This window comes from Curtobacterium sp. SL109 (assembly GCF_026672405.1).
Taxonomy (GTDB): Bacteria; Actinomycetota; Actinomycetes; order Actinomycetales; family Microbacteriaceae; genus Curtobacterium.
This window is the reverse complement of record NZ_JAPPRB010000002.1, coordinates 192,102-213,539: the sequence shown is the minus strand read 5'-3', so window position 1 is coordinate 213,539 and position 21,438 is coordinate 192,102. Positions and strand designations below refer to the sequence as shown.

Annotated in this window: 19 protein-coding genes; 8 read left to right on the top strand and 11 right to left on the bottom strand. The window is 72.0% G+C overall.

Going from position 1 to position 21,438, the window contains the following annotated elements; genetic code table 11:
* Positions 1–53: 53 nt before the first annotated feature.
* The 8 genes from aqpZ to OVA28_RS02275 form a co-directional block, all read right to left on the bottom strand.
* A complete protein-coding gene (aqpZ, locus tag OVA28_RS02310) occupies positions 54–839 on the bottom strand; it encodes an aquaporin Z (protein ID WP_268095616.1) in 786 nt (261 codons plus the stop codon).
* A 221-nt stretch (positions 840–1,060) separates the two neighbouring features.
* On the bottom strand, positions 1,061–1,693 hold the full coding sequence (locus OVA28_RS02305; RefSeq protein ID WP_268095615.1) for a pyridoxal 5'-phosphate synthase: 633 nt from the start codon (positions 1,691–1,693) through the stop codon (positions 1,061–1,063).
* Between the two features lie 18 nt (positions 1,694–1,711).
* Positions 1,712–2,404: an NUDIX domain-containing protein gene (locus tag OVA28_RS02300; RefSeq protein WP_268095614.1), complete on the bottom strand. Its 693-nt coding sequence runs from the start codon at positions 2,402–2,404 to the stop codon at positions 1,712–1,714.
* Positions 2,401–4,002, bottom strand: a complete 1,602-nt coding sequence (locus OVA28_RS02295; RefSeq protein WP_268095613.1) for a nicotinate phosphoribosyltransferase — start codon at positions 4,000–4,002, stop codon at positions 2,401–2,403. The genes OVA28_RS02300 and OVA28_RS02295 overlap by 4 nt, the downstream gene beginning before the upstream one ends.
* Positions 3,999–4,844: a ribose-phosphate pyrophosphokinase-like domain-containing protein gene (locus tag OVA28_RS02290; protein ID WP_268095612.1), complete on the bottom strand. Its 846-nt coding sequence runs from the start codon at positions 4,842–4,844 to the stop codon at positions 3,999–4,001. The genes OVA28_RS02295 and OVA28_RS02290 overlap by 4 nt, the downstream gene beginning before the upstream one ends.
* 44 nt (positions 4,845–4,888) lie before the next feature.
* A complete protein-coding gene (locus tag OVA28_RS02285; protein WP_268095611.1) occupies positions 4,889–5,710 on the bottom strand; it encodes an oxygenase MpaB family protein in 822 nt (273 codons plus the stop codon).
* Positions 5,711–5,739: 29 nt separating this feature from the next.
* On the bottom strand, positions 5,740–6,033 hold the full coding sequence (locus OVA28_RS02280) for a hypothetical protein (protein WP_194663116.1): 294 nt from the start codon (positions 6,031–6,033) through the stop codon (positions 5,740–5,742).
* Between the two features lie 210 nt (positions 6,034–6,243).
* Positions 6,244–7,869 carry a RecQ family ATP-dependent DNA helicase gene (locus tag OVA28_RS02275; protein WP_268095610.1) on the bottom strand — a complete coding sequence of 542 codons (1,626 nt, stop codon included), beginning with the start codon at positions 7,867–7,869 and terminating at the stop codon, positions 6,244–6,246.
* Between the two features lie 230 nt (positions 7,870–8,099).
* Between OVA28_RS02275 and sucC the strand changes: the two genes are divergently transcribed.
* From sucC to OVA28_RS02235, 8 genes are all read left to right on the top strand, one after another.
* Positions 8,100–9,269, top strand: a complete 1,170-nt coding sequence (gene sucC / locus OVA28_RS02270) for an ADP-forming succinate--CoA ligase subunit beta (RefSeq protein ID WP_194663119.1) — start codon at positions 8,100–8,102, stop codon at positions 9,267–9,269.
* 11 nt (positions 9,270–9,280) lie between these two features.
* The gene (gene sucD / locus OVA28_RS02265; RefSeq protein WP_194663120.1) at positions 9,281–10,168 is read left to right on the top strand and encodes a succinate--CoA ligase subunit alpha; all 888 of its coding nucleotides are present in this window, start codon (positions 9,281–9,283) and stop codon (positions 10,166–10,168) included.
* An 83-nt stretch (positions 10,169–10,251) separates the two neighbouring features.
* On the top strand, positions 10,252–12,204 hold the full coding sequence (locus tag OVA28_RS02260; protein WP_268095609.1) for a cell division protein PerM: 1,953 nt from the start codon (positions 10,252–10,254) through the stop codon (positions 12,202–12,204).
* A gap of 39 nt (positions 12,205–12,243) precedes the next feature.
* Complete coding sequence (gene purN / locus OVA28_RS02255) at positions 12,244–12,837, top strand: phosphoribosylglycinamide formyltransferase (RefSeq protein ID WP_194663122.1); 594 nt, start codon at positions 12,244–12,246, stop codon at positions 12,835–12,837.
* Positions 12,834–14,459 (top strand): bifunctional phosphoribosylaminoimidazolecarboxamide formyltransferase/IMP cyclohydrolase, encoded by a 1,626-nt coding sequence (gene purH, locus OVA28_RS02250; RefSeq protein WP_268095608.1) that lies wholly within the window; start codon positions 12,834–12,836, stop codon positions 14,457–14,459. Before purN ends, purH begins: the two co-directional genes overlap by 4 nt.
* A gap of 535 nt (positions 14,460–14,994) precedes the next feature.
* Positions 14,995–16,803, top strand: coding sequence for an ABC transporter ATP-binding protein (locus OVA28_RS02245; protein ID WP_268095607.1), 1,809 nt, complete (start codon positions 14,995–14,997; stop codon positions 16,801–16,803).
* 134 nt (positions 16,804–16,937) lie between these two features.
* Positions 16,938–18,746, top strand: coding sequence for an ABC transporter ATP-binding protein (locus tag OVA28_RS02240; RefSeq protein ID WP_194663141.1), 1,809 nt, complete (start codon positions 16,938–16,940; stop codon positions 18,744–18,746).
* Between the two features lie 116 nt (positions 18,747–18,862).
* A complete protein-coding gene (locus OVA28_RS02235; RefSeq protein WP_194663125.1) occupies positions 18,863–19,288 on the top strand; it encodes a DUF805 domain-containing protein in 426 nt (141 codons plus the stop codon).
* 451 nt (positions 19,289–19,739) lie between these two features.
* On the opposite strand, the gene OVA28_RS02230 is transcribed toward OVA28_RS02235, so the two are convergent.
* The 3 genes from OVA28_RS02230 to OVA28_RS02220 all read right to left on the bottom strand — a co-directional run bounded on the left by OVA28_RS02230 (position 19,740) and on the right by OVA28_RS02220 (position 21,384).
* The gene (locus OVA28_RS02230; protein WP_194661312.1) at positions 19,740–20,417 is read right to left on the bottom strand and encodes a hypothetical protein; all 678 of its coding nucleotides are present in this window, start codon (positions 20,415–20,417) and stop codon (positions 19,740–19,742) included.
* Between the two features lie 134 nt (positions 20,418–20,551).
* Positions 20,552–20,932 carry an MGMT family protein gene (locus OVA28_RS02225; RefSeq protein WP_268095606.1) on the bottom strand — a complete coding sequence of 127 codons (381 nt, stop codon included), beginning with the start codon at positions 20,930–20,932 and terminating at the stop codon, positions 20,552–20,554.
* Positions 20,932–21,384: a GNAT family N-acetyltransferase gene (locus tag OVA28_RS02220; RefSeq protein WP_071273916.1), complete on the bottom strand. Its 453-nt coding sequence runs from the start codon at positions 21,382–21,384 to the stop codon at positions 20,932–20,934. The genes OVA28_RS02225 and OVA28_RS02220 overlap by 1 nt, the downstream gene beginning before the upstream one ends.
* Positions 21,385–21,438 lie beyond the last annotated feature (54 nt).

The window sequence follows — 21,438 nt, the reverse complement described above, 5'->3', positions numbered from 1 at the left end:
CGCCGCCGACCGCCGCCGACCGCCGCCGCCGGCCGCCGCCGCCGCCGACCGCGCTAGCGGACCGCGCGCCCGCTGCCGAACCGCACGACGACACCGGCGATGGCCGCACCCACGAGCGGCGCGACGATGAACAGCCACAGCTGCCCGAGCGGCTGCGCACCGCCGTAGACCGCCGCGGCGATCGACCGCGCCGGGTTCACCGACGTGTTGCTGACGGGGATCGACACGAGGTGGATCAGCGTCAGCGTCAGGCCGATCGCGATCGGGGCGAGCGCGCGGTACTCCGGCTTCGCGGTCACGGACAGGATCACGCCGAGGAACACCGCCGTCAGCACGACCTCGACGAGCAGGACGGACCACAGCCCGTAGCCGCCGGGCGAGCCCGACCCGAAGCCGTTCGACGCGAAGCCGCTGTCCCTGGCGGCGGAGAGGGCTCCCGGCTTGCCGGCGAGGACCGCCGCCAGGATGCTCGTCGCGACGACGCCGCCGAGGACCTGCGCCACCCAGTACCCGACCAGGTGCTTCGCGTCGGTGCGGCCCGCGACCCACAGCCCGAGCGTCACCGCGGGGTTGAAGTGCCCGCCGGAGATGTGCCCGACGGCGCTGATGCCCGCCACGAGCGTGAGGCCGAACGCGAGCGCCACCCCGAGGTACCCGACGCCGAGGGCGTTGTCCGCGTCGGGGAACGCCGCGGCGAACAGCGCGGTGCCGACCCCGCCGAAGACGAGCAGGAACGTCCCGAAGAACTCCGCGCCGTACAGCTGCAGCACGGGGCGTGCCGGGGCGTCCTCCTCGCGCTGTTCAGAGGTGGAGTCGTCGACGTCGCGGTCGTCTCGCATGGTGCTCCTCGGGACTGGCGGGCGGCGACCGCCCGCTGTGGTCCACTCAGAGAACCAGCGGGGTCGAGTCCTGTCCGCAGAACGCGCCTCCCGACGAACCGACGAACAGACGACCCGCCGAACCGACGACCCGCCGCAACGACGACCCGCCGCAACGACGACCCGCCGCAACGCCGACCCGACGCAACGACGACCCGACCGGCCAGCGACCCGCGTCAGCGTCAGGGCTGCAGCACGCCCGACGACCACCCGTCGTCGGTCAGCCGGTACTGCAGCCGCCGGTGCATCCGGTCGCGGCTGCCGTGCCAGAACTCGACCGACACCGGCTCGAGGCGCCACGCCGCCCAGGACGCCGGCCGCGGGACGTCGTCGCCGGCGTCGTCGAGCAGGGCGTTCGCGTCGTCGATGAGGTCCTGCACGGAGCCGTCGAGCGGTGCCGACTGCGCGGCCACGGCGGTCGCCGCCCGGGACTTCGGCGAACGGGCGGCGAAGAGCTCGTCCGACTCGGCGTCCGACAGGCGCACGACGACCCCCTCGAAGCGGAGCTGCTGCATCGTCTCGCGCCAGTAGACCTGGAGTGCGGCGGCGGGGTTCGCGGCGAGCTGGCGGCCCTTGGGGCTCTCGGTCGAGGTCCCGAACAGCAGGCCACGGTCGTCGATCGTCTTCACGTCGACGGTCCGGGCGGTGACGATCCCGTCGGCGGCGGTGGCGAGGGTCATCGAGAGGGGTTCGGCGACGTCGTCCTGCTCGGCCCCGGCGAGCCAGGCACGGGCCACGTCGAAGGGGGAGGCGGGCGGGTCGTCGAACTCGGGGAACGCGAACGAGGTGTCACCGGAGAGCGGAGCAGAAGCCATGCCCCCAGCCAACGCCCGTCAGTCCGTCCACGTCCAGACGGCCGGGGGACGTCCACCGCGCGAGCCGGTCGACGCCGGTTCCGCCAGGCGCTCCAGCGCCGGGTTCGTCCGCAGCGCCCGGTTGAGGTTGCCGGGGTCCGGCGCGGCACCGGACAGCGCGGTCTGCAGCCGCGACGCGTCCGCCGTCGTGAACCGCGGCCCGAGGAGCGCGCGGGTCAGCGGCAGGTCGCGCCACAGCCGGGTCCGCACGTCGTCGACGGCGGCCTCGATGATCCGGTCGTGGTCGAACGGGAGGCTCGGCTCGGCCCCGGTTGCCTCGCGCCAGACCGGCGAGGGGCCACCGGCAGGGCCGTCGGTCGCCGCGCGCGTGTCCGTCGCGTCGGCGCCGGCGACGTCCACCACGGCGACGAACGCGATGCTGATCGCCGCGCTGCGGGGGTCGCGGTCGGGTCCGTCGAACGCCCCGACCTGCGCGAGGTGCCGGACCGCCGGCCGGCTGATCCCGGTCTTGGTCTCGAGCGCGCGCCGTGCCCCGTCGACCAGGAGTTCCGTGGGCTGCAGGAGCACGCCGGGGAGGGCCTCCCGGCCGGCGTACGGGTCGTACAGCCGACGCGCGGTGGCGACCCGCAACCCGCCGCTCGCCGTGAACGACATCGGGACGACGTCGATCGCGATGAGCGGCTGGTCGCGGGTCAGGGACGGGTCGGTCACGCCGACGCCGCCGCCCGTCGTGCCGCGCGCTCCGTGCGCTCGCGCCGGAGCGTCGCGCGGACGTCGGCAAAGGACTGGTGCACGAGGAACCGGCCGTCGACCCAGACGGGCTGGAGGAGGCTCGTGTCCTCGTCCGCGGTGCTCGCCTGGTCGGACTGGCGGATCTCGCCGGTCGCGTCCCGGTGCAGGGCGATGCGGCCCTTCGCGCTCTTCTTGCCGCTGCCGGTCTTCGGGTCCTTCTGGATGTCGACGGGTTCGCCGTCCACCAGGGCCCAGGTCGCCTTGACCGCGCTGCCGAGGTTGTCGCGGGTCATGTACTGGTACGTGTACGACCCGATGCCGAGCACGATGTTGTCGCTCGAGTACCCCTTGGCGGCCAGGCGTTCGTAGATGCGACGGGCCCGGTCGAGGGTGATGCTGTCGCCGTAGATGACCCCGATGTGCTGGTCGAGGACCTTGAAGCCCTGCGCGTTGACGGTGTGGCCGAACAGCTCGTCGAGCAGCTCGACGACGCCCTTCTCCTCGTGGCTGCGCGCCGGGTCGGTGAGGGCGGTCTCGTCGACGTCGTGCACGGTGCCGGTGACGATGTCGACCGGGTCGCCGGAGTCGGGGCGGATGACGAGCTTGCCGTCGCGGGCCATGATGCGGTCCTTGAGCTGGGGGAGCGTCTCGGTGAGGACCTTGAACAGGTCGAAGCCGTCGCTGACCGCGGAGACGATGCCCGTCGGGTACACGTCGAGGATCTGCTCGAAGGTCGCGAGCTCCCCCTCGGCCCCGCGGACGCACATCACGCTGTGCTCGGTGGCGGGGACGCTGGCGGCGACCATCCCGTTGTCGCCCGGGTAGTAGCGGTCGACGAAGTCCAGCGTCGGCATCGAGTCGGTGCCGAGGAACGAGAGGAGGTGGCCGGCGCCGCCGGCGGCGGCCGACTCGATGCTCGACTGCCCGCGGAACGAGAAGTCATGGGCCGCGAAGTCGATGCCCTCGGGGACGGCGCCGGTGCGGGCTGCCCAGTCCTCCATCAGGTCGCGGTACTCGAGCGCCTTCGTGGCGACGGTGGACGGGTGCCAGATCGACGCCGACAGCGCGGTCTCGATGTAGTTCGGCAGCCAGAAGAACTCGTCGACGGTGTTCTCGACGGTCAGGGTCGCGACGCCGATCGGGGCGAGGGTGCCCTCGGGGAGCGCCCGGATCACGAGCGGCAGGTACCCCAGGCGGTGCAGGGCGCGGACGTGGTCGACGCCGATGTGGTTCGGGCCGAAGTACCCCTGCAGCGCCTGCGCGAACAGGTCGCAGACGAGGTCCTCGTCCGCCGCGAAGAACGGCGCCCAGGACTCGACGAGCGTGCGCTGGATGAAGGCCTGCAGCCCGAAGACCACGGCGTGCGTCGACTCGGGCATGTGCGCGTTCGAGCGGTTCGTCCAGTTGATCAGGATGCGGGTGGTGCCCTCGGGGTAGACCTGCCGGTGCGAGTGCTTGTAGCCGTCGACGGCGAGCAGCGGGGCGATGGGGCTCGGCGCGGTCATGCGGGGCGCGATGCCCGCGGCGGTCGTGCCGGTGTCGGTCGTGGTGCCGATGGTGGTGGTCTGGTCGGTCATCGGATCTGCTCCGTCAGGAAGGGGGTGAGGGGGACGGTCACGAGGCCGGGGACCTCGGACTGCGCCGGGTAGGAGTCGGTGGTGACGATCTCGCCGAAGTGCTCCGCGAGCGCCGTGGCCCGGCCGGAGAAGACCCCGTGCGAGACCCAGAGGCCCAGGCGGTCCTTGCGCAGGCCGGTCGAGCCGGCGAGGCCCATGAAGGTGCCGCCGCCGTCGCAGATGTCGTCGACCACCAGGAAGCGGCCGGTGTCGGGCAGCGGCTCACAGCTGAACCCGTCGAGCTTGCCGGTGTCGGGGTTGCGGTGCTTCTCGGCCTTGTACACGGGCAGGTCGCACGCCTCGGCGACGGCGGTGGCCCGGGCGACGGCGCCCTTGTCCGGGGCGATGATGCCCTGGTATCGCTGCTCGGTGCCGGGAGCGCCGACCACGGCGTCACGCACGACCCGCTCGCTGGTGACCACGGTCAGGTGCTCGACGAGCCCGACGATGACCGGGGAGTGCGGGTCGAACGCGATGACCTGGTCGATGCCGAAGCCGTTGAGGACGTCGGCGTAGACCTTCGCCCCGAAGGGGATGCCGCGGTCCTGTCGTGCGCCGGGCAGGTACGGGACGAGTGCGACGGACTTCGAGCCGCGCTGTCGCACGGCGTCGGCCCACATGCCGAGCATCATCAGGTCGTCGCCGCTCGCGCCACGGAGGGTCGCGATCTCGATGAGGTCCCCCGCGTCGGCGTGGTCGTCCGACACCTTGACGTGGGCTTCACCCGCGGGGAACCGCATCGTGGAGAACGTCGGTGTCGTCTGGGTGCCCCGGCTGTCCCGGGTGCTGAGTTCGACTGCCATGACCCGACCGTAGCACGGTACTTGTCAGACTGACAAGAACTTGGTCAGTGTCGGTCGGCCATCCGCCGCATCGCGCGGAGCAGCAGCGGTCCCGGCAGGCGCAGGAGCGCACCCGGCACGACCGCACGCACCCGGCGCAGCCCGGTCGTCACCCGGCGGAAGCGGCGTTCCTCCCGAGGGCCCCAGGCGAAGCCGTACTGCACACGCACGGGGTCCGGCAGCAGCCCGACGGTGACGATCCGGACGAGGGGCATCGCGGCGCGCACCCAGAACGGTGCGAACCGCGGGTGCAGCAGGTCGCGGACGACCCCGCGGGCGTCGTCCGTGACGCGGAGTCCCGCCAGGGTGCGGTCCCAGTAGGCCTCGAAGGCGGAGACTGAGTCGGGCCAGCGGTCCGCGGGGACACGCAGCGCGACGCCGAGGGGTGCGTAGGCATCGAGCACCCGCTGGGCCAGGTCGGCGGGGACCTGGTCGCCGAAGGCGTCGTGCGCACGGAGCGCCGAGTCGTAGAGCGTCGCCGCGACCCAGAGCTGCCGGTCGACGTCGTCCGCGCCGGCGACGGGCACGTGCGCCCGGTCCACGAACGCGGTCGCCATGGCCGCGTCCACCGACGAGCCGATCACCACCGCGTACACGTACATCAGCGTGTGGGCGAGCCGCTGCTGCGGGCGCCTGGCGAAGTCGGAGTGCCGGCGGACGCCGGCTGCGACCACCGGGTCCGCGATCTGCAGCAGGATCGCGCGCCCGCCGGCGAGGACGGGCGTGCTGTCGGCGAGGAAGCGGGCGAGGGCGTGGTCCCGGCCACGCACCGGACGGGAGGCTCGGTGCGCGTCCGGCACCGAGCCTCCCGACTGGTCTTTGCTCACGGCACCGTCATCACGTGCCGGGGTGGCGCTCAGAGCGGCTTCGTGCCGAGGTCGTTCCCGAGGTCGGGGCGCTCGGAGTCGTCGTCGTGCTCCCACAGGTCGGCCGAGGCCTCGCGCGGTGCACCACCGGTGGGGCCGTCGTCGGTGCCGTCACCCGGCTGCGGCTCGACGGTCTCGCCCGCGACGGCGTCGTTCGTGACGGTCTCGAGGGACTCCTCGGTCTCGTCGACCTCGTACGGGCCGACGTGTTCGCGGTCGATGTCGTCGTCGCGGCGTGCCTGGGAGTCGAAGTCGTCGACGGGGCTGATGCCGGGGTCGCTCATGGTGGTTCTCCTTCGGTCGGGCTTCCTGGATACGCCCCGGGCACTGGACGCACCCCGAACGCCGCGGACCCGGGTGCGTCGTCGCCCGGCGTTCACCGGCGCGTCACCGGGTGGTCATGACGACCGGGCACACTCGCCTCTGCTCGGGGGAGTGGAGCGCGGTCGCCGCCGTCTGGTGGAGCGACCGCGCGTCCCCCCGTGGGCGTCGTCTCAGACCCGTTCGAGCAGCCCGCGCTCCTCGACGTCCGCCAGGGCGAGGGTGCGGTAGCCGGCCGACTCGAAGAAGACCGTCAGTCGGTCGTCCTCGGTGCTCATGACGGTGCCGTGGCCCCACTGCGAGTGCTCCACCGCGGCGTCCGGCGGCCACTCGGCGTCGTGGCTGCCGTCGGCCGCGTGCGTCTGCTCCGCCGTGCCGGACGTGCACGTGTCGCAGTTGCCGCAGGGCTCGGGCAGCTCGTCGCCGAAGTACCCGAGCAGGAACTGGCGACGGCAGCCGTTCGTCTCGGCGAACTGGCGCATCATCGCGATCCGGGACTCCTCGATCTGCTCCCGCTCCCGGGCGCGCTCCTTCGCGGCGCTGACGGCGGCGTCGGCGCTCGCCGGTGCGTCGTCGGCACGGGCGATGCCGTCGTGCCCGTCGACCAGGACGCCGGCGTCGATGAGGGCGTTCGCGGCGCGGCCGGCGGTGCGGGCGGCCATGCCGGACGCGTCCGGCAGTGCCGAGCGGGCGATCGCGCCGTCCTCGGGCACCGCGTCGAACACCGCGCGCAGGGACTTCGGCGCGGGGCTGCCGGAAGCGAAGAACCGGCGCAGGCCGAGGTCCTCGGCGCGGTAGTGCAGGGTCGCGAGGGCGGCGTCGCCGTCACGGCCGGCGCGACCGACTTCCTGGTAGTAGGCGTCGACCGACTCGGGCACGTCCGCGTGCACGACGAAGCGGACGTCGGCCTTGTCGATCCCCATGCCGAACGCGCTCGTCGCGACGACGACCTCGACGGACCCGTCGCGGAACCCGGCGAGGACGCGCTCGCGGTCCTTCACCCGGAGACCCGCGTGGTACGGCTGGGCGACCCGCCCGCTCTCCACGAGCTCGTCCGCGTAGACGAGGGTCTCGGCCCGGGTGGCGACGTAGACGATGCCGACGCCCTGGAGACCGGCGACCTGGTCGACGACGGCCTCGCGCTTGGCGTCCTCGTCCTGGTGACGGCGCACCTCGAGCCGCAGCTCCGGCCGGTCGAACCCGGCGGCGAGCACCAGCGGGTCCCGCATGCCGAGCCGGGCGACGACGTCGTCCCGCACGGGGGCGGAACCCGTCGCGGTGAGCGCGAGGACCGGCGGGCGTCCGAGACGCTCGATCGCCTCGCCGAGCCCGAGGTAGTCCGGGCGGAAGTCGTGCCCCCACGAGGACACGCAGTGTGCCTCGTCGACGGCGACCAGAGCGACCCCGGCTGCGCGGAGCCGCTCCTGCACGTCCTCCTTCGCCAGCTGCTCGGGTGCGAGGAACACGTAGCGGACCTCGCCCGCCGTGACCGCGTCCCACGCCTCGGTCAGGTCGCGGGAGCGCTTCGTGGCGTTCACCGTGACGGCCCGCGGGGCGTCGGGGTGCTCCGCGAGGCCGACCACCTGGTCCTCCTGCAGGGCGACGAGCGGCGAGACGACGAGCACGAGCCCGTCGAGCGCCAGACCGGCCACCTGGTAGGTGGCGGACTTGCCGGAGCCGGTCGGCATCACGGCCAGGGCGTCGCGCCCCTCGAGGACGGCGTCGATGACCGTCTGCTGGTCCGGGCGGAGCTGCCAGCCGAAGACGTCGGCGGCCTGGGAGCGGAGTGCGTCGTGCATCGGTCCACCGTGCCGAGCGGCTGCTTGCGGTCTGCTCGGCAGTGCGCGACACGGCCACGGGTGCGCGTCGTGGCCATCGGACGGCTCGGGTCCGGGCGCACCCGGCGTTCACCCGCCACCGCTAGGCTCGGTCACGGCCGTTGTCTCGACATCGAGCGACCCTCGATGCTGAGCGCTGCGACCGGATGACCGATGCCGATCGCACGACACCGTGCGGGAAGAAGAACAGCGTGGATCTTTTCGAGTACCAGGCCAGGGACCTCTTCGAGTCCTACGGCGTCCCTGTGCTGCAGGGCATCATCGCCGACACCCCAGAGCAGGCGAAGGCAGCAGCCGAGCAGATCGGCGGCGTGGTCGTCGTCAAGGCGCAGGTGAAGGTCGGTGGCCGCGGCAAGGCCGGCGGCGTCAAGGTCGCGAAGACCCCGGACGAGGCCTTCGAGCACGCGCAGGCGATCCTCGGCCTCGACATCAAGGGCCACACCGTGCAGCGCGTCATGGTCGCCCAGGGCGCGGACATCGCCGAGGAGTTCTACTTCTCCGTGCTCCTCGACCGCGCCAACCGCTCCTACCTGTCGCTCGTGAGCGTCGAGGGCGGCATGGAGATCGAGCAGCTCGCGGTGGAGAAGCCCGAGGCGCTCGCCCGCGTCGAGGTCAACCCGCTGACCGGCATCAACCAGGAAGCAGGCGAGGCCATCGCCCGCCAGGCCGGCTTCCCCGACGAGCTCGTCGAGCAGGTCGCGAGCGTCTTCGTGAAGCTCTACGACGTCTTCGCCGGCGAGGACGCCACCCTCGTCGAGGTCAACCCCCTCGTCCGCACGGGTGACGGCCAGATCGTCGCGCTCGACGGCAAGGTCACCCTCGACGAGAACGCCGACTTCCGGCACGCGAACCACCAGGCGCTCGAGGACACCGCGAGCGAGGACCCGCTCGAGGCCAAGGCGAAGGCCCACGGCCTCAACTACGTCAAGCTCGACGGCCAGGTCGGCGTGATCGGCAACGGCGCGGGGCTCGTCATGTCGACGCTCGACGTCGTCGCCTACGCCGGTGAGCGCCACGGCGGCGTGAAGCCCGCCAACTTCCTCGACATCGGCGGCGGCGCCTCGGCCGAGGTCATGGCCAACGGCCTCGACGTCATCCTCGGCGACCCGCAGGTCAAGAGCGTCTTCGTGAACGTCTTCGGCGGCATCACCGCCTGCGACGCCGTCGCGAACGGCATCGTCGCCGCGCTGGGCATCCTCGGCGACGCGGCCACCAAGCCGCTCGTCGTCCGCCTGGACGGCAACAACGTGGAAGAGGGCCGACGGATCCTGGCGGAGGCAGCGCACCCGCTCGTCACCGTCGCCGCGACCATGGACGACGCGGCCGAGAAGGCCGCCGAACTCGCCGCTGCCGCGGCCTGAAGGGACTGACCATGTCGATCTTCCTCACCAAGGACTCCAAGGTCATCGTCCAGGGCATCACCGGCGGCGAGGGCACCAAGCACACCGCCCTGATGCTCAAGGCCGGCACGCAGGTCGTGGGCGGCGTCAACGCCCGCAAGGCCGGCACGACCGTCACCCACGGCGACGTCGAGCTGCCCGTCTTCGGCTCGGTGCGCGAGGCCGTCGACACCACCGGTGCCGACGTCTCGATCGTCTTCGTCCCGCCGGCGTTCGCGAAGGACGCCGTGATGGAGGCCATCGACGCCGAGGTCCCCCTCGTCGTCGTCATCACCGAGGGCATCCCCGTGCAGGACTCCGCGGAGTTCTGGGCACACGCCAAGGCGCTCGGCGAGAAGACCCGCATCATCGGGCCGAACTGCCCCGGCATCATCACCCCGGGGGAGTCGCTCGTCGGCATCACCCCGGCGACGATCACCGGCAAGGGCCCGATCGGCCTCGTCTCGAAGTCGGGCACCCTGACCTACCAGATGATGTACGAGCTGCGTGACCTGGGCTTCTCGACCGCCATCGGCATCGGCGGCGACCCGGTCGTCGGGACGACGCACATCGACGCGCTCGCCGCGTTCGAGGCCGACCCCGAGACCGAGGCCATCGTGATGATCGGCGAGATCGGTGGCGACGCCGAGGAGCGCGCGGCCGAGTACATCAAGGCGCACGTCACCAAGCCGGTCGTCGGCTACGTCGCGGGCTTCACCGCGCCGGAGGGCAAGACGATGGGCCACGCCGGAGCGATCGTGTCCGGTTCCGCCGGCACGGCCGAGGCGAAGAAGCAGGCCCTCGAGGCCGCTGGCGTCAAGGTCGGCAAGACGCCGTCCGAGACCGCCGCGCTGCTGCGCGAGGTGGTCGCCGCTCGCTGAGCGGTGTGCTGCCGGGAGGCTCGGTGCGGGTTCCGCGCCGAGCCTCCCGTCGTTCCCGTGGCCGGGCACGTATCCTCGCTGCGATGAACCGCCTGGGAACCGCTCTGCTCGCCGCCGTCGAGGCGCTCGTGACGGTCGGCGTGGGCGTCGGCATCGCGCTGGTGCCGCTGACCCTGCTCTGGGGCTTCGAGTACGGCCTGCAGGTCGACTGGGACGTCTTCTGGAAGGCCGCCGGCAGCGTGTGGCTCGTCGGGCACGGCGTCGACGTGACGTTCCTGCTCGGCTCGGCGGTCGCGAAGGCCTCCGGCGTGAACGGCGCCGCGGCCCCGATCCCGGTGACGCTCGCGGCGCTCGGCTTCGCCGTCGTGACGGTCTGGCTCGGCGCCCGTGCCGGCCGACGCTTCGCCGAGACGGAGCACCGCGTGACCGGGGTGCTCGTCGGCACGGCCGCGGTGGCGCTGCTCGGACTCGGACTGGCGCTGTCCTCGACCTCCGCCGCGACGCAGCCGAGCGTGTGGCAGGCCGTCGTGTTCCCCGCGCTGTGGTTCGGGATCCCGGCGCTCGTCGCGGCCGAGGTCTGCCGTCGGCGCCGCGGGCTCGGCCCCGACCCCGTCACCGCCCGCGTCCTCGACCAGCTCGACCGGGTGCCCGCGGTGTGGCGCTCGATCGCGGGCTTCGGGCTCCGTGCCGGAACGGCCGCGACCGCGTGCGTGGTCGCCGTCGCCGGGGTCCTGGTCGGCTTCCTGCTCCTCGGGTCCTTCGCCGAGGTCATCACGCTCTACGAACGCTCGCACGCCGGATTCCTCGGTGGCATCGCCCTGACCGTCGGGCAGCTCGCGTTCCTGCCCGACTTCGTCGCCTGGGCCACCGCGTGGCTCGTCGGTCCGGGCTTCGCCATCGGCACCGGGTCGAGCGTCTCGCCGATCGGCACCGCCCTCGGCCCGATCCCCGGTCTGCCCGTGTTCGGTGCCCTGCCGGCGTCCGGGCACACCTTCGGCCTGCTCTGGGTCCTCGTGCCGGTGCTGGCGGGCTTCGCGGCCGGCGGGCTCATGCGTCCGCGGCTCGTCCGTGCGCTCGGGTCCGCCGACAGCGCCCTGCACCGGGCACTCGGGGGCGTGGCCACCGGCATCGTCGCCGGGCTGCTCACGGGTGCGGTCGCCTGGGTGTCGTCGGGGTCGTTCGGACCCGGGCGTCTCGCCGACGTCGGACCTCACGCCCTGGTCGTCGGTGCCTTCGCCGCGCTCGAGGTCGGCGTGCCCGCGGTGGTCGCCCTCGCCGTCGGGCAGGACCTCGTCCGACTGCCTGAGCGCTCCTGGAGCCGGGAGCGTTGGCACGAGAGCGACGAGCCCGTCGAGGTGCCGTCGGAGGGCTCGCTCCTCGACGCCCTCGAACGAGCCGGGGCCGGACGCACCACCGGTACGCACCGCTTCGTGGTCGAGGAGGCGCACCACCCGGTGGGCCGGACGACCGCGTCCGAGTCCGACACGGGCACGGAGACACCCACGACCGCACCCGCACTCGCAGCCGCCGACACGGACCGCCACGTCGAGCTGCCGGACTGGGCGCGCACGGGCGGCGTCGCCGACGTGCCCGCGGACACGACCGAGCGCGCGGGCGGCATGCGTGACCGGCTCCGAGGTGCCGCGGACGGTGTGCGCGACCGTGCCGGGGGACTCAAGCAGCGCGCGGGTGGGCTGCGGAGCCGCGCCAGCGACCTGCGCGAGCGAGCCGGGGGCCTCCGCGACCGCGTCACCGGAGCCGACGCCGAGCGCGCGGACACGACCCCGGACGACCGCCCGGACCGGCACCGCCCCGCGGCGCCCCAGGCAGCGGGGGCCCGTGACGAGCAGCCCGCCTTCCCCTGGAGCACCGAGGAGTTCGTCGCCGGACGCGACGACGTCGACGAGCAGCCGGCAGCGCCGACGACCCCGGCCACCTCGACGACCCCGACGACCCCGACGAAGCGCTGGGACCAGACCGACCAGGTGCCCGAGGACGAGCTGCCGTGGTGGCGCCGTCCACAGGGCGACCGCTGACGGCGTCGCACGGCGCACCCCGCCGCTAGGCTGGTGGACGTGCTCGAACTGGTCGTCCTGATCTCCGGTACCGGCTCGAACCTCCGGGCCCTGCTCGAGGCGACCCGGCACGCCGACTACCCCGCCCGCGTCGTCGCGATCGGTGCCGACCGCGACGCCGAAGGACTCGGCCTCGGCGAGGAGTACTCGATCCCCACGTTCTCGGTGCCCTTCGCGCGGTACGACTCCCGCGCCGCGTGGGGTCAGGCGCTCGCCGAGCAGATCCGGCCCTGGTCGCCGGACCTCCTCGTGCTCTCGGGGCTGATGCGCCTGCTGCCGCCGTCGGTCGTGTCCGAGTTCGGCCCCGGGATCATCAACACCCACCCCGCGTACCTGCCCGAGTTCCCCGGGGCGCACGGTGTCCGCGACGCCCTCGCCGCCGGGGTCACCGAGACCGGCGCCAGCGTCATCAAGGTCGACGACGGCGTCGACAGCGGCCCGATCCTGGCGCAGGAGCGCGTCCCGGTGCTGCCGGGCGACTCCGAGTCGACGCTGCACGACCGCATCAAGCCCGTCGAGCGGCGCTTGCTCATCCAGACCGTCCTCGACATCGCCACCGGCACCACCGACCTGAAGGGCACCACGAGCGCATGAGCGTCCACGCCGCCGACCCCAGCCTGTACCGCGAGCGGGACGTCGTCCCCGTGCGTCGTGCCCTCATCTCCGTGAGCGACAAGTCCGGCCTGCTCGAGCTCGCCGGTGCCCTGGCCGACAGCGGCGTGGAGCTGGTGTCGACCGGGTCCACCGCGCAGACCATCCGCGACGCCGGGTACGCGGTCACCGACGTGGCGAGCGTCACGGGCTTCCCGGAGTCGCTCGACGGCCGCGTGAAGACCCTGCACCCCGCCGTGCACGCGGGGCTCCTCGCCGACCTGCGGCTGGCGTCGCACGAGCAGCAGCTCGCCGACCTGGGGATCCAGGCCTTCGAGCTCGTCGTGGTGAACCTGTACCCGTTCGTCGAGACGGTGGCGTCCGGTGCCGACACCGCGACCGTGGTGGAGAACGTCGACATCGGCGGCCCGGCGATGGTCCGCGCGTCCGCGAAGAACCACCCGAACGTGGCGATCGTCGTGTCGCCTTCCTCGTACGCCGAGGTGGTCGAGGCCGTCCGCGCCGGGGGCACCACCCTCGCGCTCCGCAAGCGCCTCGCTGCGCAGGCCTTCGCGCACACCGCTGCGTACGACACCGCCGTGGCGTCGTACTTCGCGTCCGACGTGGTCGACGCCGAGCCGGTCGGGCACGACCTCGAGACCCCGGGGACCTTCGAGTCGCACCTGTCGTTCGGCGCGGACCTCGCCGCGACGCTCCGCTACGGCGAGAACGCCCACCAGGCCGCAGCGCTCTACACGCAGGCCGGCGGCACGGGGATCGCGCAGGCGACGCAGCTGCACGGCAAGGAGATGTCGTACAACAACTACGTCGACGCCGACGCAGCGGTCCGCGCCGCGTACGACTTCACCGAGCCCGCGGTGGCGATCATCAAGCACGCCAACCCCTGCGGCATCGCGGTGGGTGCTCCCGACGCGGTCGACCCGATCGCGTCCGCACACGCTGCCGCCCACGCCTGCGACCCGCTGTCGGCCTTCGGCGGGGTCATCGCCGCCAACCGTCCCGTCACCGTGGCGATGGCCGAGACCGTGAAGGACATCTTCACCGAGGTCGTCGTCGCCCCGGGCTTCGATCCCGAGGCCCTCGAGATCCTGTCGCGGAAGAAGAACATCCGCCTGCTCACGCTGCCCGCCGACTTCGCTCTGGCCCCGCGCGAGGTCAAGCAGATCTCCGGCGGCTTCCTGGTGCAGGACGCCGACCGCTTCACGGCCTTCGACCAGTCGACGTGGGACCTCGTCGCGGGGGAGCCCGCCGACGACGCCACCCTGGCCGACCTGGCGTTCGCGTGGAAGGCATCCCGCGCGGTCAAGTCGAACGGGATCCTGCTGGCGAACGCCGGCGCGAGCGTCGGGGTCGGCATGGGCCAGGTCAACCGCGTGGACTCCTGCCACCTCGCGGTGAACCGTGCCGGCGACCGCGCTGCCGGGTCCGTCGCGGCGTCGGACGCCTTCTTCCCGTTCGCCGACGGCCTGCAGGTGCTGCTCGACGCCGGGGTCCGCGCGGTCGCCCAGCCCGGCGGCAGCGTCCGCGACGAAGAAGTGATCGCCGCGGCCACGGCTGCCGGCGTCACGATGTACTTCACCGGGGAGCGCCACTTCTTCCACTGAAGTGAACAAATCGCGACACCCCATTGCGCTGCTGACTCCCTCTGAATATCCTGTAAGGCTCCGCGACAGCACCGCCGACGGCCCCCTGGGGTCGGTGGCACCGCGGACACAACGGTGACGATGACGACGACTGGAGTGACGATGGACGACATGACCCGATCCGAGGCGACGCCCGCCCGTGCAGGTCTGGCGTCCGCCGTGGGGACCACTCCCGCACGTGGGACCACTCCCGCGCCGCGACGACGAGTGGCGGCCGCCGTCTAGTCAGGCCGTTCCCACGGCCGCGCGTCGCTGCAACCACGACGACGCGTACCACCCGCTGGATCCCCGAGGGACGACGAGTCCCCCGGTGCCCTCCGGCCCGACCGACGTCACGCGAGTGACGGCGGAGGCGCCACCACGCGCCCGGCCGATGATGACCACGCAACGCACACCGAGCCTCCAGGCCGGTGCCGGATCGACGACGCCCCCCGACACGGGCGGCGTCCGGACGGCCCGACCCGGGGTACCCGGCTGACGCATGAGGACGCAACGCATGTCCAAGTCGCCCACCACGGCGCGCCCGTCCACCTTCCGCGCGATCGCGCGGATCCACCCCTACGTGAAGCCCTACCAGGGCCGCATCATCGCCGGCATGGCCGCCGCGATGGGTGCCTCCCTCGTGGCGCTCGCCATCCCCTACGTGCTGCAGTGGCTCGTCGACGGCCCGATGTCGTCGAAGGACTCGTCGCAGATCTGGCCCGCCGGGCTCGGTGTGCTCGCCCTCGGTGTGCTGGAGGCCTTCTTCATCGCCTCGCGCCGCCGCCTGGTGATGCGTCCGTCCACCCGCATCGAGACCAGCATGCGCAACGCGCTGTACGCCAAGCTGCAGGACCTGCCGGTCGCGTTCCACGACCGGTGGGAGTCCGGGCAGCTGCTGTCCCGGTCCGTGTCCGACCTGTCCCTGATCCGCCGGTGGCTGGCGTTCGGCGTCGTGCTGCTCGTCGTGAACCTCGTCACGATCGTCGTCGGGTTCGTCGTGCTGTTCACCTTCGGGTGGCTGCTCGGCCTGATCTTCCTGATCGCGTCGATCCCGCTCTGGATCAACGGGCTGCTGTTCGAGCGTCGGTACTCCGTCGTCGCGCGCCGCAGCCAGGACCAGGTCGGTGACCTCGCGACGAGCGTCGAGCAGTCGGTGCACGGCATCCGCGTGCTCAAGGCGTTCGGTCGCGGCGGCTACAAGCTCGAGGAGTTCAGCGAGCAGGCCGAGGCCCTCCGCGGCACCGAGATCAAGAAGGCGAAGGCCGTCGCGAGCATCTGGCTGTGGCTGCTGCTCGTGCCGGACGTCGCGTTCGCGCTCTGCCTGCTCGCCGGCATCTGGCTGGCGTCGCAGGGGCAGCTCAGCGTCGGCCAGCTGTTCGCGTTCTTCGCCACCGCGACGGTGCTCCGCTTCCCGATCGAGTCGATCGGGTTCCTGCTCTCGATGACGTTCGACACGCGCACCGCGGTCGACCGCTTCTTCGAGGTCATGGACTCCGAGAACACGATCACCGACCCGGAGCACCCGAAGACGATCGTCGAGCCGCACGGGGCGCTCGCCTTCAACGGCGTGCACTTCCGGTACCAGGACTCGGCCGCGCAGTACCCGGACCTCATCAACGGGGTCGAACTGCGGCTCGAGCCCGGTGAGACCATGGCGCTCGTCGGCCTGACCGGCTGCGGCAAGACGACGCTGCTCTCGCTCGTGCCCCGGCTGTACGACGTGACCGGCGGCTCGGTCACGATCGACGGCGTCGACATCCGCGACCTCACCCGCGAGGAACTGCGACGCCACGTCGGCGTCGCCTTCGAGGACGCCACCCTGTTCTCGACGACCGTGCGGCAGAACGTGCTGCTCGGTCGCCCGGACGTGACCGGTGACGAAGCCGAGACGCTGATGCGCGAGGCGCTCGACATCGCGCAGGCGTCCTTCGTGGACGACCTGCCCGACGGCGTCGACACCCGAGTCGGGGAAGAGGGCCTGTCCCTCTCCGGCGGGCAGCGGCAGCGGCTGGCGCTCGCCCGTGCGATCGCTGCGCGGCCGTCGGTGCTCGTCCTGGACGACCCGCTGTCGGCACTCGACGTCGACACCGAGGCCCGGGTCGAGGCCGGCCTGCGCCGGGTCCTCGCCGAGACCACGTCGCTCATCGTGGCGCACCGTCCGTCGACGGTCACGCTCGCGGACCGCGTCGCGCTCATGGAGAACGGCGTCATCACCGCCGTCGGCACCCACTCGGAGCTGATGGCCACGAACGACCACTACCGCTACGTCATCTCGTCGCTCGACGACGACGACGCGACCGCACGAGAGGAGGCGATGGCATGAGCCAGCAGGGAGACACCAACCAGACCCTCGGCACCCCCGCCCAGCCCATCGGCACCACCGACCGGCCAGGAGGCACGGACCCGGAACTGCAGGACACCGCGGCCGCGCAGGCTGCCGCACCCGTCACCGCCTCGATCACCACGCTCGGGGTGCGCGGCGAGGAGCGCGAGGACTTCACCAAGGCGGAGAGCAAGCGCCTGCGGCGCCGGTCCCTCGCCCTGCTCGGGTCCCTCGCAGCACCGTTGAAGATGCGCCTGGTCCTGCTCGGGGTCGTCGTGGTCATCTCGACCGCGGGCACCGTCGCCGGCCCGGCGCTCATCGCGTGGGGCATCGACAACGCCCTGCCGGCGGTCCTCGACCAGAACGACTGGGTCCCGGCGTTCGCGGTCGTGGCCACGTACATCGTCGTCGCGGTCCTCGGTGCCGTCCTGACCGCGTGGTACACCGTGCTCGCGGCCCGGATCAGCCAGGCGATCCTGTTCGACCTGCGCAAGCGGGTGTTCCTGCACACGCAGCGGCTGTCGCTGGAGTTCCACGAGACCTACACGTCGGGCCGGATCATCTCGCGCCAGACGAGCGACCTCGACTCCATCCGCGAGCTGCTCGACTCCGGGCTGAACCAGCTCATCCAGGGCGTGCTCTACATGGCGTTCACCGCGGTGGCGCTCGTGGTGCTCGACCCGACCTCGGGCCTGGTGCTCGCGGTGTCGCTCGTGCCGCTGTGGTTCCTGATCCGCTGGTTCCAGACGAACTCGCAGACGCTGTTCCGTGCCACCCGGGTGGCCTCGGCGCGCGTCATCGTGCACTTCGTCGAGACCATGACGGGCATCCGCGCGGTGCAGGCCTTCCGCAAGGAGTCCCGCAACCGCGACGAGTACGGCGGGTTCGTCGAGGACTACCGGGTCTCGAACACGAAGGTGTTCAACCTGTTCGGGACCTTCGACCCGGTGCTCGTGCTCATCGGCAACGCCACGCTCGCCGCGGTCGTCATCGTCGGCGGCTTCCGGGTCGTCGGCGGGACGCTCGAGGTCGGTGCGCTGCTCGCGGTCGCGCTGTACGCCAAGCGCTTCTTCGACCCGGCGCAGGAGCTCGCGATGTTCTACAACGGGTACCAGTCGGCCTCGGCCGCGATGGAGAAGATCTCCGGCGTGCTCGAGGAACGGCCCAGCGTGCCGGACCCCGTGAAGCCGACGAAGCTGGCGGACGCCCGCGGCAAGATGGACTTCGACGACGTCGTGTTCGCCTACAACAAGGGCAAGGTCGTGCTGCCGGCGTTCGACCTGCACATCCCGTCCGGGCAGACGATCGCGCTGGTCGGGTCGACGGGTGCGGGCAAGTCGACGCTCGCCAAGCTGATGGCGCGCTTCTACGACCCGACCCAGGGTTCGGTGAAGCTCGACGGCGTGGACCTGCGCGACCTCGACACGAACGACATGCGCCGCGCGATCGTCATGGTCACACAAGAGGCGTACCTGTTCTCCGGCACCGTCGCGGACAACATCGCGCTCGGCAAGCCCGGGGCGTCCCGCGCGGAGATCGAGGCCTCGGCCAAGGCGGTCGGGGCGCACGAGTTCATCATGGCGCTGCCCGACGGATACGACACGGACGTGAACAAGCGCGGTGGTCGCGTCTCGGCGGGCCAGCGGCAGCTGCTCTCGTTCGCGCGGGCGTTCATCGCGGACCCGAAGGTGCTCATCCTCGACGAGGCCACGGCGTCGCTCGACATCCCGTCGGAGCGGCTGGTGCAGGAGGGCCTCGAGACCCTGCTCGCCGACCGCACCGCCGTGATCATCGCCCACCGCCTGTCCACCGTCGCGATCGCCCACCGGGTGCTCGTGATGGAGTACGGCGAGATCGTCGAGGACGGCACCCCCGCCGACCTCATCGCGGGCACGGGGCGCTTCGCCCAGCTGCACGCGGCCTGGCGCGACTCGCTCGTGTAGGTCTCGCTGTGGTCCCTCGTGGATCGCGCCCGCACCACACATCGCGCCCCGTCCTGACGGGGCGCGATGTGCGTCCGGGGCGCGAACGCCCGAGCGCACGTGGTTGGCTTGGCGGCATGAGTGACGACAGCCCGCAGCCCGGCGGTGTGGCCCTCCGGGACCCCTTCGTCGGTGCGCCCTTCACCGAGGCGCTCCGACGCTTCTGGCGGAAGTACACCGTGTTCACCGGACGGGCCTCGCGCTCGGAGTTCTGGTGGTGGTGGATCACGTCGCTCGGGATCGGCCTGGTGCTGCAGCTCGTCCCGCAGGCCTTCACGCCCGACAGCCCGCTGCTGGAGAACCCGGTCGGGTCCTACCTGTTCGTGCTCTGGGTCGTGGTGACGCTGGTCGGGTCCCTGGCGCTCGGTGCCCGTCGGCTGCACGACACGAACCGCTCCGGCTTCTGGCAGTTCCTGCACGCGGTGCCCGGCATCGGGTCGCTCGTGCTGTTCGTGATGTTCCTGTTGCCGTCGAACCCGGAGGGCGCCCGCTTCGACGTCTGACGCCCGTGCAGTCGGTCGTCCCGCGCCTGGCGGGTCGTTCATCCCGTCGCGGGTCCTTCCGCGCGGAGGGGTCCTTTCGCGCGTCGGCAGTCCTTTCGCGCGTAGGGGGTCCTATGGCGCGTCGCGGGTCGTTCCGCGCGTAGGCGGTCGTTCGTTCCGACCTCCGACGCGCGTTTCCGCTTCCCATCACGTGCGTCATGGGTGGATTCGTGCGGAGCGAGGTCTTCCATCGGCGCGCTGTCCGTCGGCGAGGTGGTTCTGCCTGCGGGGTGACGGATCTGGTTCGGGGATCTCGGGCGGAGACGACCGGATTCGTCACCGCCGCGGAGGGGAACCAGCATCGGATGCGCCCGTGACGCCGGAACTCCCGTGCAACGCAGAGAACGCCGCCCCCGTGATCGGGGCGGCGTTCTCGTGTGTGGTGCTGCTGTGCGGGTGGCCCCGCGGGGTGTTACTTGATCTGGGCGGTGATGGTGGCGGTCCCGACGAGGAGGCCTGCCTTGACGGCGTCGGTCTTGAAGGTGCTGTTGAGCAGCTTCGCGGCGTCGGCGGAGACGTGGACGGTGGTGCCGGTCAGGATCGCGTTGTCACCCTCGAGCTGCAGGGCCTTCAGCGAACCACCGTGGAGGGAGAACAGGTACGCGTTCGGGGCTGCGACCTCACCGTTGACGAGGACGTCGCCGTAGAGCTTGGAGGAGCCGGGGTTCACGACGAAGTTCTCCAGCGTGACGGTCGTGTCGCCGGCCTTCAGGGTCAGACCGGAGTCGTCGTGGTTGAGCAGGCCCTGCACGTAGGGGCGGTAGTTGCCGTCCGGGCTCCAGTACGTGACCGACCCGGCGGTGATCGGGAACGACACGGCGCCGTCGGCGAGCTTCGCGGTGCCGGAGACGCCGGGGGTGAGCTTGAGGGAGGTGAGGGCGTCGGTGAAGCCCTTGTCGAGGGCGACGGAGGTGTCGCCACCGAGGACCTCGGGGACCGACGCGACGGGGGCGGGGATCTTGGAGGAGGACGAGGCGACCGTGTGGATCGTGGGGGTGGCCTGCGCGGCGGAGACGCCGAACCCGGCACCGGTGAGGATGATCGCGCCAGCGGCGGCGAGGGAGACCGTGGTCTTGGTGATCTTGCGCATGGTGGGTCCTTTGCTGATTACACGCCGAACACACCCCGCTTGAGGGTGGAGAACCAGCGTTGTGCGGCTGGTGAGCGCCCCGGGTGTTTCCCGGTTGTGACAGTGATTCGGCGCCCCTGCCGCAGCGGTTTGGATCAGTTCGGCTCCGTTATCGGTTCGTGACCGAACGGCTCCGGAGACCAGCGCGCACGGGGCATGTCGAGCCTCCAGGCCGTGTCTCGCCAGCGCAGCGGCGTGCCCTCGACGCGGTAGTGCTCCAGCGCGCGTGCCTCGTGCCGGACCGGCGGCAACCCGCCGGACCGGACCACGCGCCACCACGGCAGGTCGGAGCCCTCGTGGGCCATGACCTTGCCGACGGCACGCGACGCACGGGAGCCGAGCGCTGCGGCCACGTCCCCGTACGTCATGACACGACCGGGCGGGGTGGCACGCACGACCTCGGCGACGGCGGCACCGAAGTCAGCCGGGTCCGGGCGCTCGTCGTCGGGGTGTGGGCCGACGGCGGCCGGGGGCATCAGAGGGAGAGGACCGCGAAGTGGTCGCCGTACTGGGTCTCGCGGACGACCTCGAAGCCGACGGCGCGGAAGAAGTCCTCGGGGGAGCCCTCACCGGGTTCGTAGACGACGGTGAGGCGTTCGAAGCCGCGCTTGCGGGCCTCGTCGGCGAGGCCGTGCACGGCGAAGCGCCCGACGCCACGGCCCTGGGCGGTGCCCGAGACGTTGACGCGCCAGATGCAGGCCTGCAGTTCCTCTTGCGCGTTGTCGGCGTCGAAGCTGCCGATGATGAGGCCGACGACCTCGTCACCGTCGAGCACGACCCGGGGCCACGAGGCGCTCGGCTTGACGTCCGACTCGGCGACACCGTACGTGGTGGGCTGCACGAACTGTTCCTGCCCTGGCTTGAGCGTCAGGGAGTTGGCCGCGGCGGCGGTCGAGGCGGAGAGTTCTTCGAGGCGGAGGTCCGTCATGCGGTCAGGCTAACGGTGCGAGCACTGCTGGGGCCAGTCGTGTCATCCTCCCGG

Excerpts from the sequence above, each read along its gene's own strand:
- aqpZ (WP_268095616.1), bottom strand. The coding sequence starts at position 839 with ATGCGAGACGACCGCGACGTCGACGACTCCACCTCTGAACAGCGCGAG.
- OVA28_RS02305 (WP_268095615.1), bottom strand. The coding sequence starts at position 1,693 with ATGGCTTCTGCTCCGCTCTCCGGTGACACCTCGTTCGCGTTCCCCGAG.
- OVA28_RS02295 (WP_268095613.1), bottom strand. The coding sequence starts at position 4,002 with ATGACCGACCAGACCACCACCATCGGCACCACGACCGACACCGGCACG.
- OVA28_RS02290 (WP_268095612.1), bottom strand. The coding sequence starts at position 4,844 with ATGGCAGTCGAACTCAGCACCCGGGACAGCCGGGGCACCCAGACGACA.
- OVA28_RS02280 (WP_194663116.1), bottom strand. The coding sequence starts at position 6,033 with ATGAGCGACCCCGGCATCAGCCCCGTCGACGACTTCGACTCCCAGGCA.
- OVA28_RS02275 (WP_268095610.1), bottom strand. The coding sequence starts at position 7,869 with ATGCACGACGCACTCCGCTCCCAGGCCGCCGACGTCTTCGGCTGGCAG.
- sucD (WP_194663120.1), top strand. The coding sequence starts at position 9,281 with ATGTCGATCTTCCTCACCAAGGACTCCAAGGTCATCGTCCAGGGCATC.
- OVA28_RS02260 (WP_268095609.1), top strand. The coding sequence starts at position 10,252 with ATGAACCGCCTGGGAACCGCTCTGCTCGCCGCCGTCGAGGCGCTCGTG.
- purH (WP_268095608.1), top strand. The coding sequence starts at position 12,834 with ATGAGCGTCCACGCCGCCGACCCCAGCCTGTACCGCGAGCGGGACGTC.
- OVA28_RS02245 (WP_268095607.1), top strand. The coding sequence starts at position 14,995 with ATGTCCAAGTCGCCCACCACGGCGCGCCCGTCCACCTTCCGCGCGATC.
- OVA28_RS02235 (WP_194663125.1), top strand. The coding sequence starts at position 18,863 with ATGAGTGACGACAGCCCGCAGCCCGGCGGTGTGGCCCTCCGGGACCCC.
- OVA28_RS02230 (WP_194661312.1), bottom strand. The coding sequence starts at position 20,417 with ATGCGCAAGATCACCAAGACCACGGTCTCCCTCGCCGCCGCTGGCGCG.
- OVA28_RS02225 (WP_268095606.1), bottom strand. The coding sequence starts at position 20,932 with ATGCCCCCGGCCGCCGTCGGCCCACACCCCGACGACGAGCGCCCGGAC.
- OVA28_RS02220 (WP_071273916.1), bottom strand. The coding sequence starts at position 21,384 with ATGACGGACCTCCGCCTCGAAGAACTCTCCGCCTCGACCGCCGCCGCG.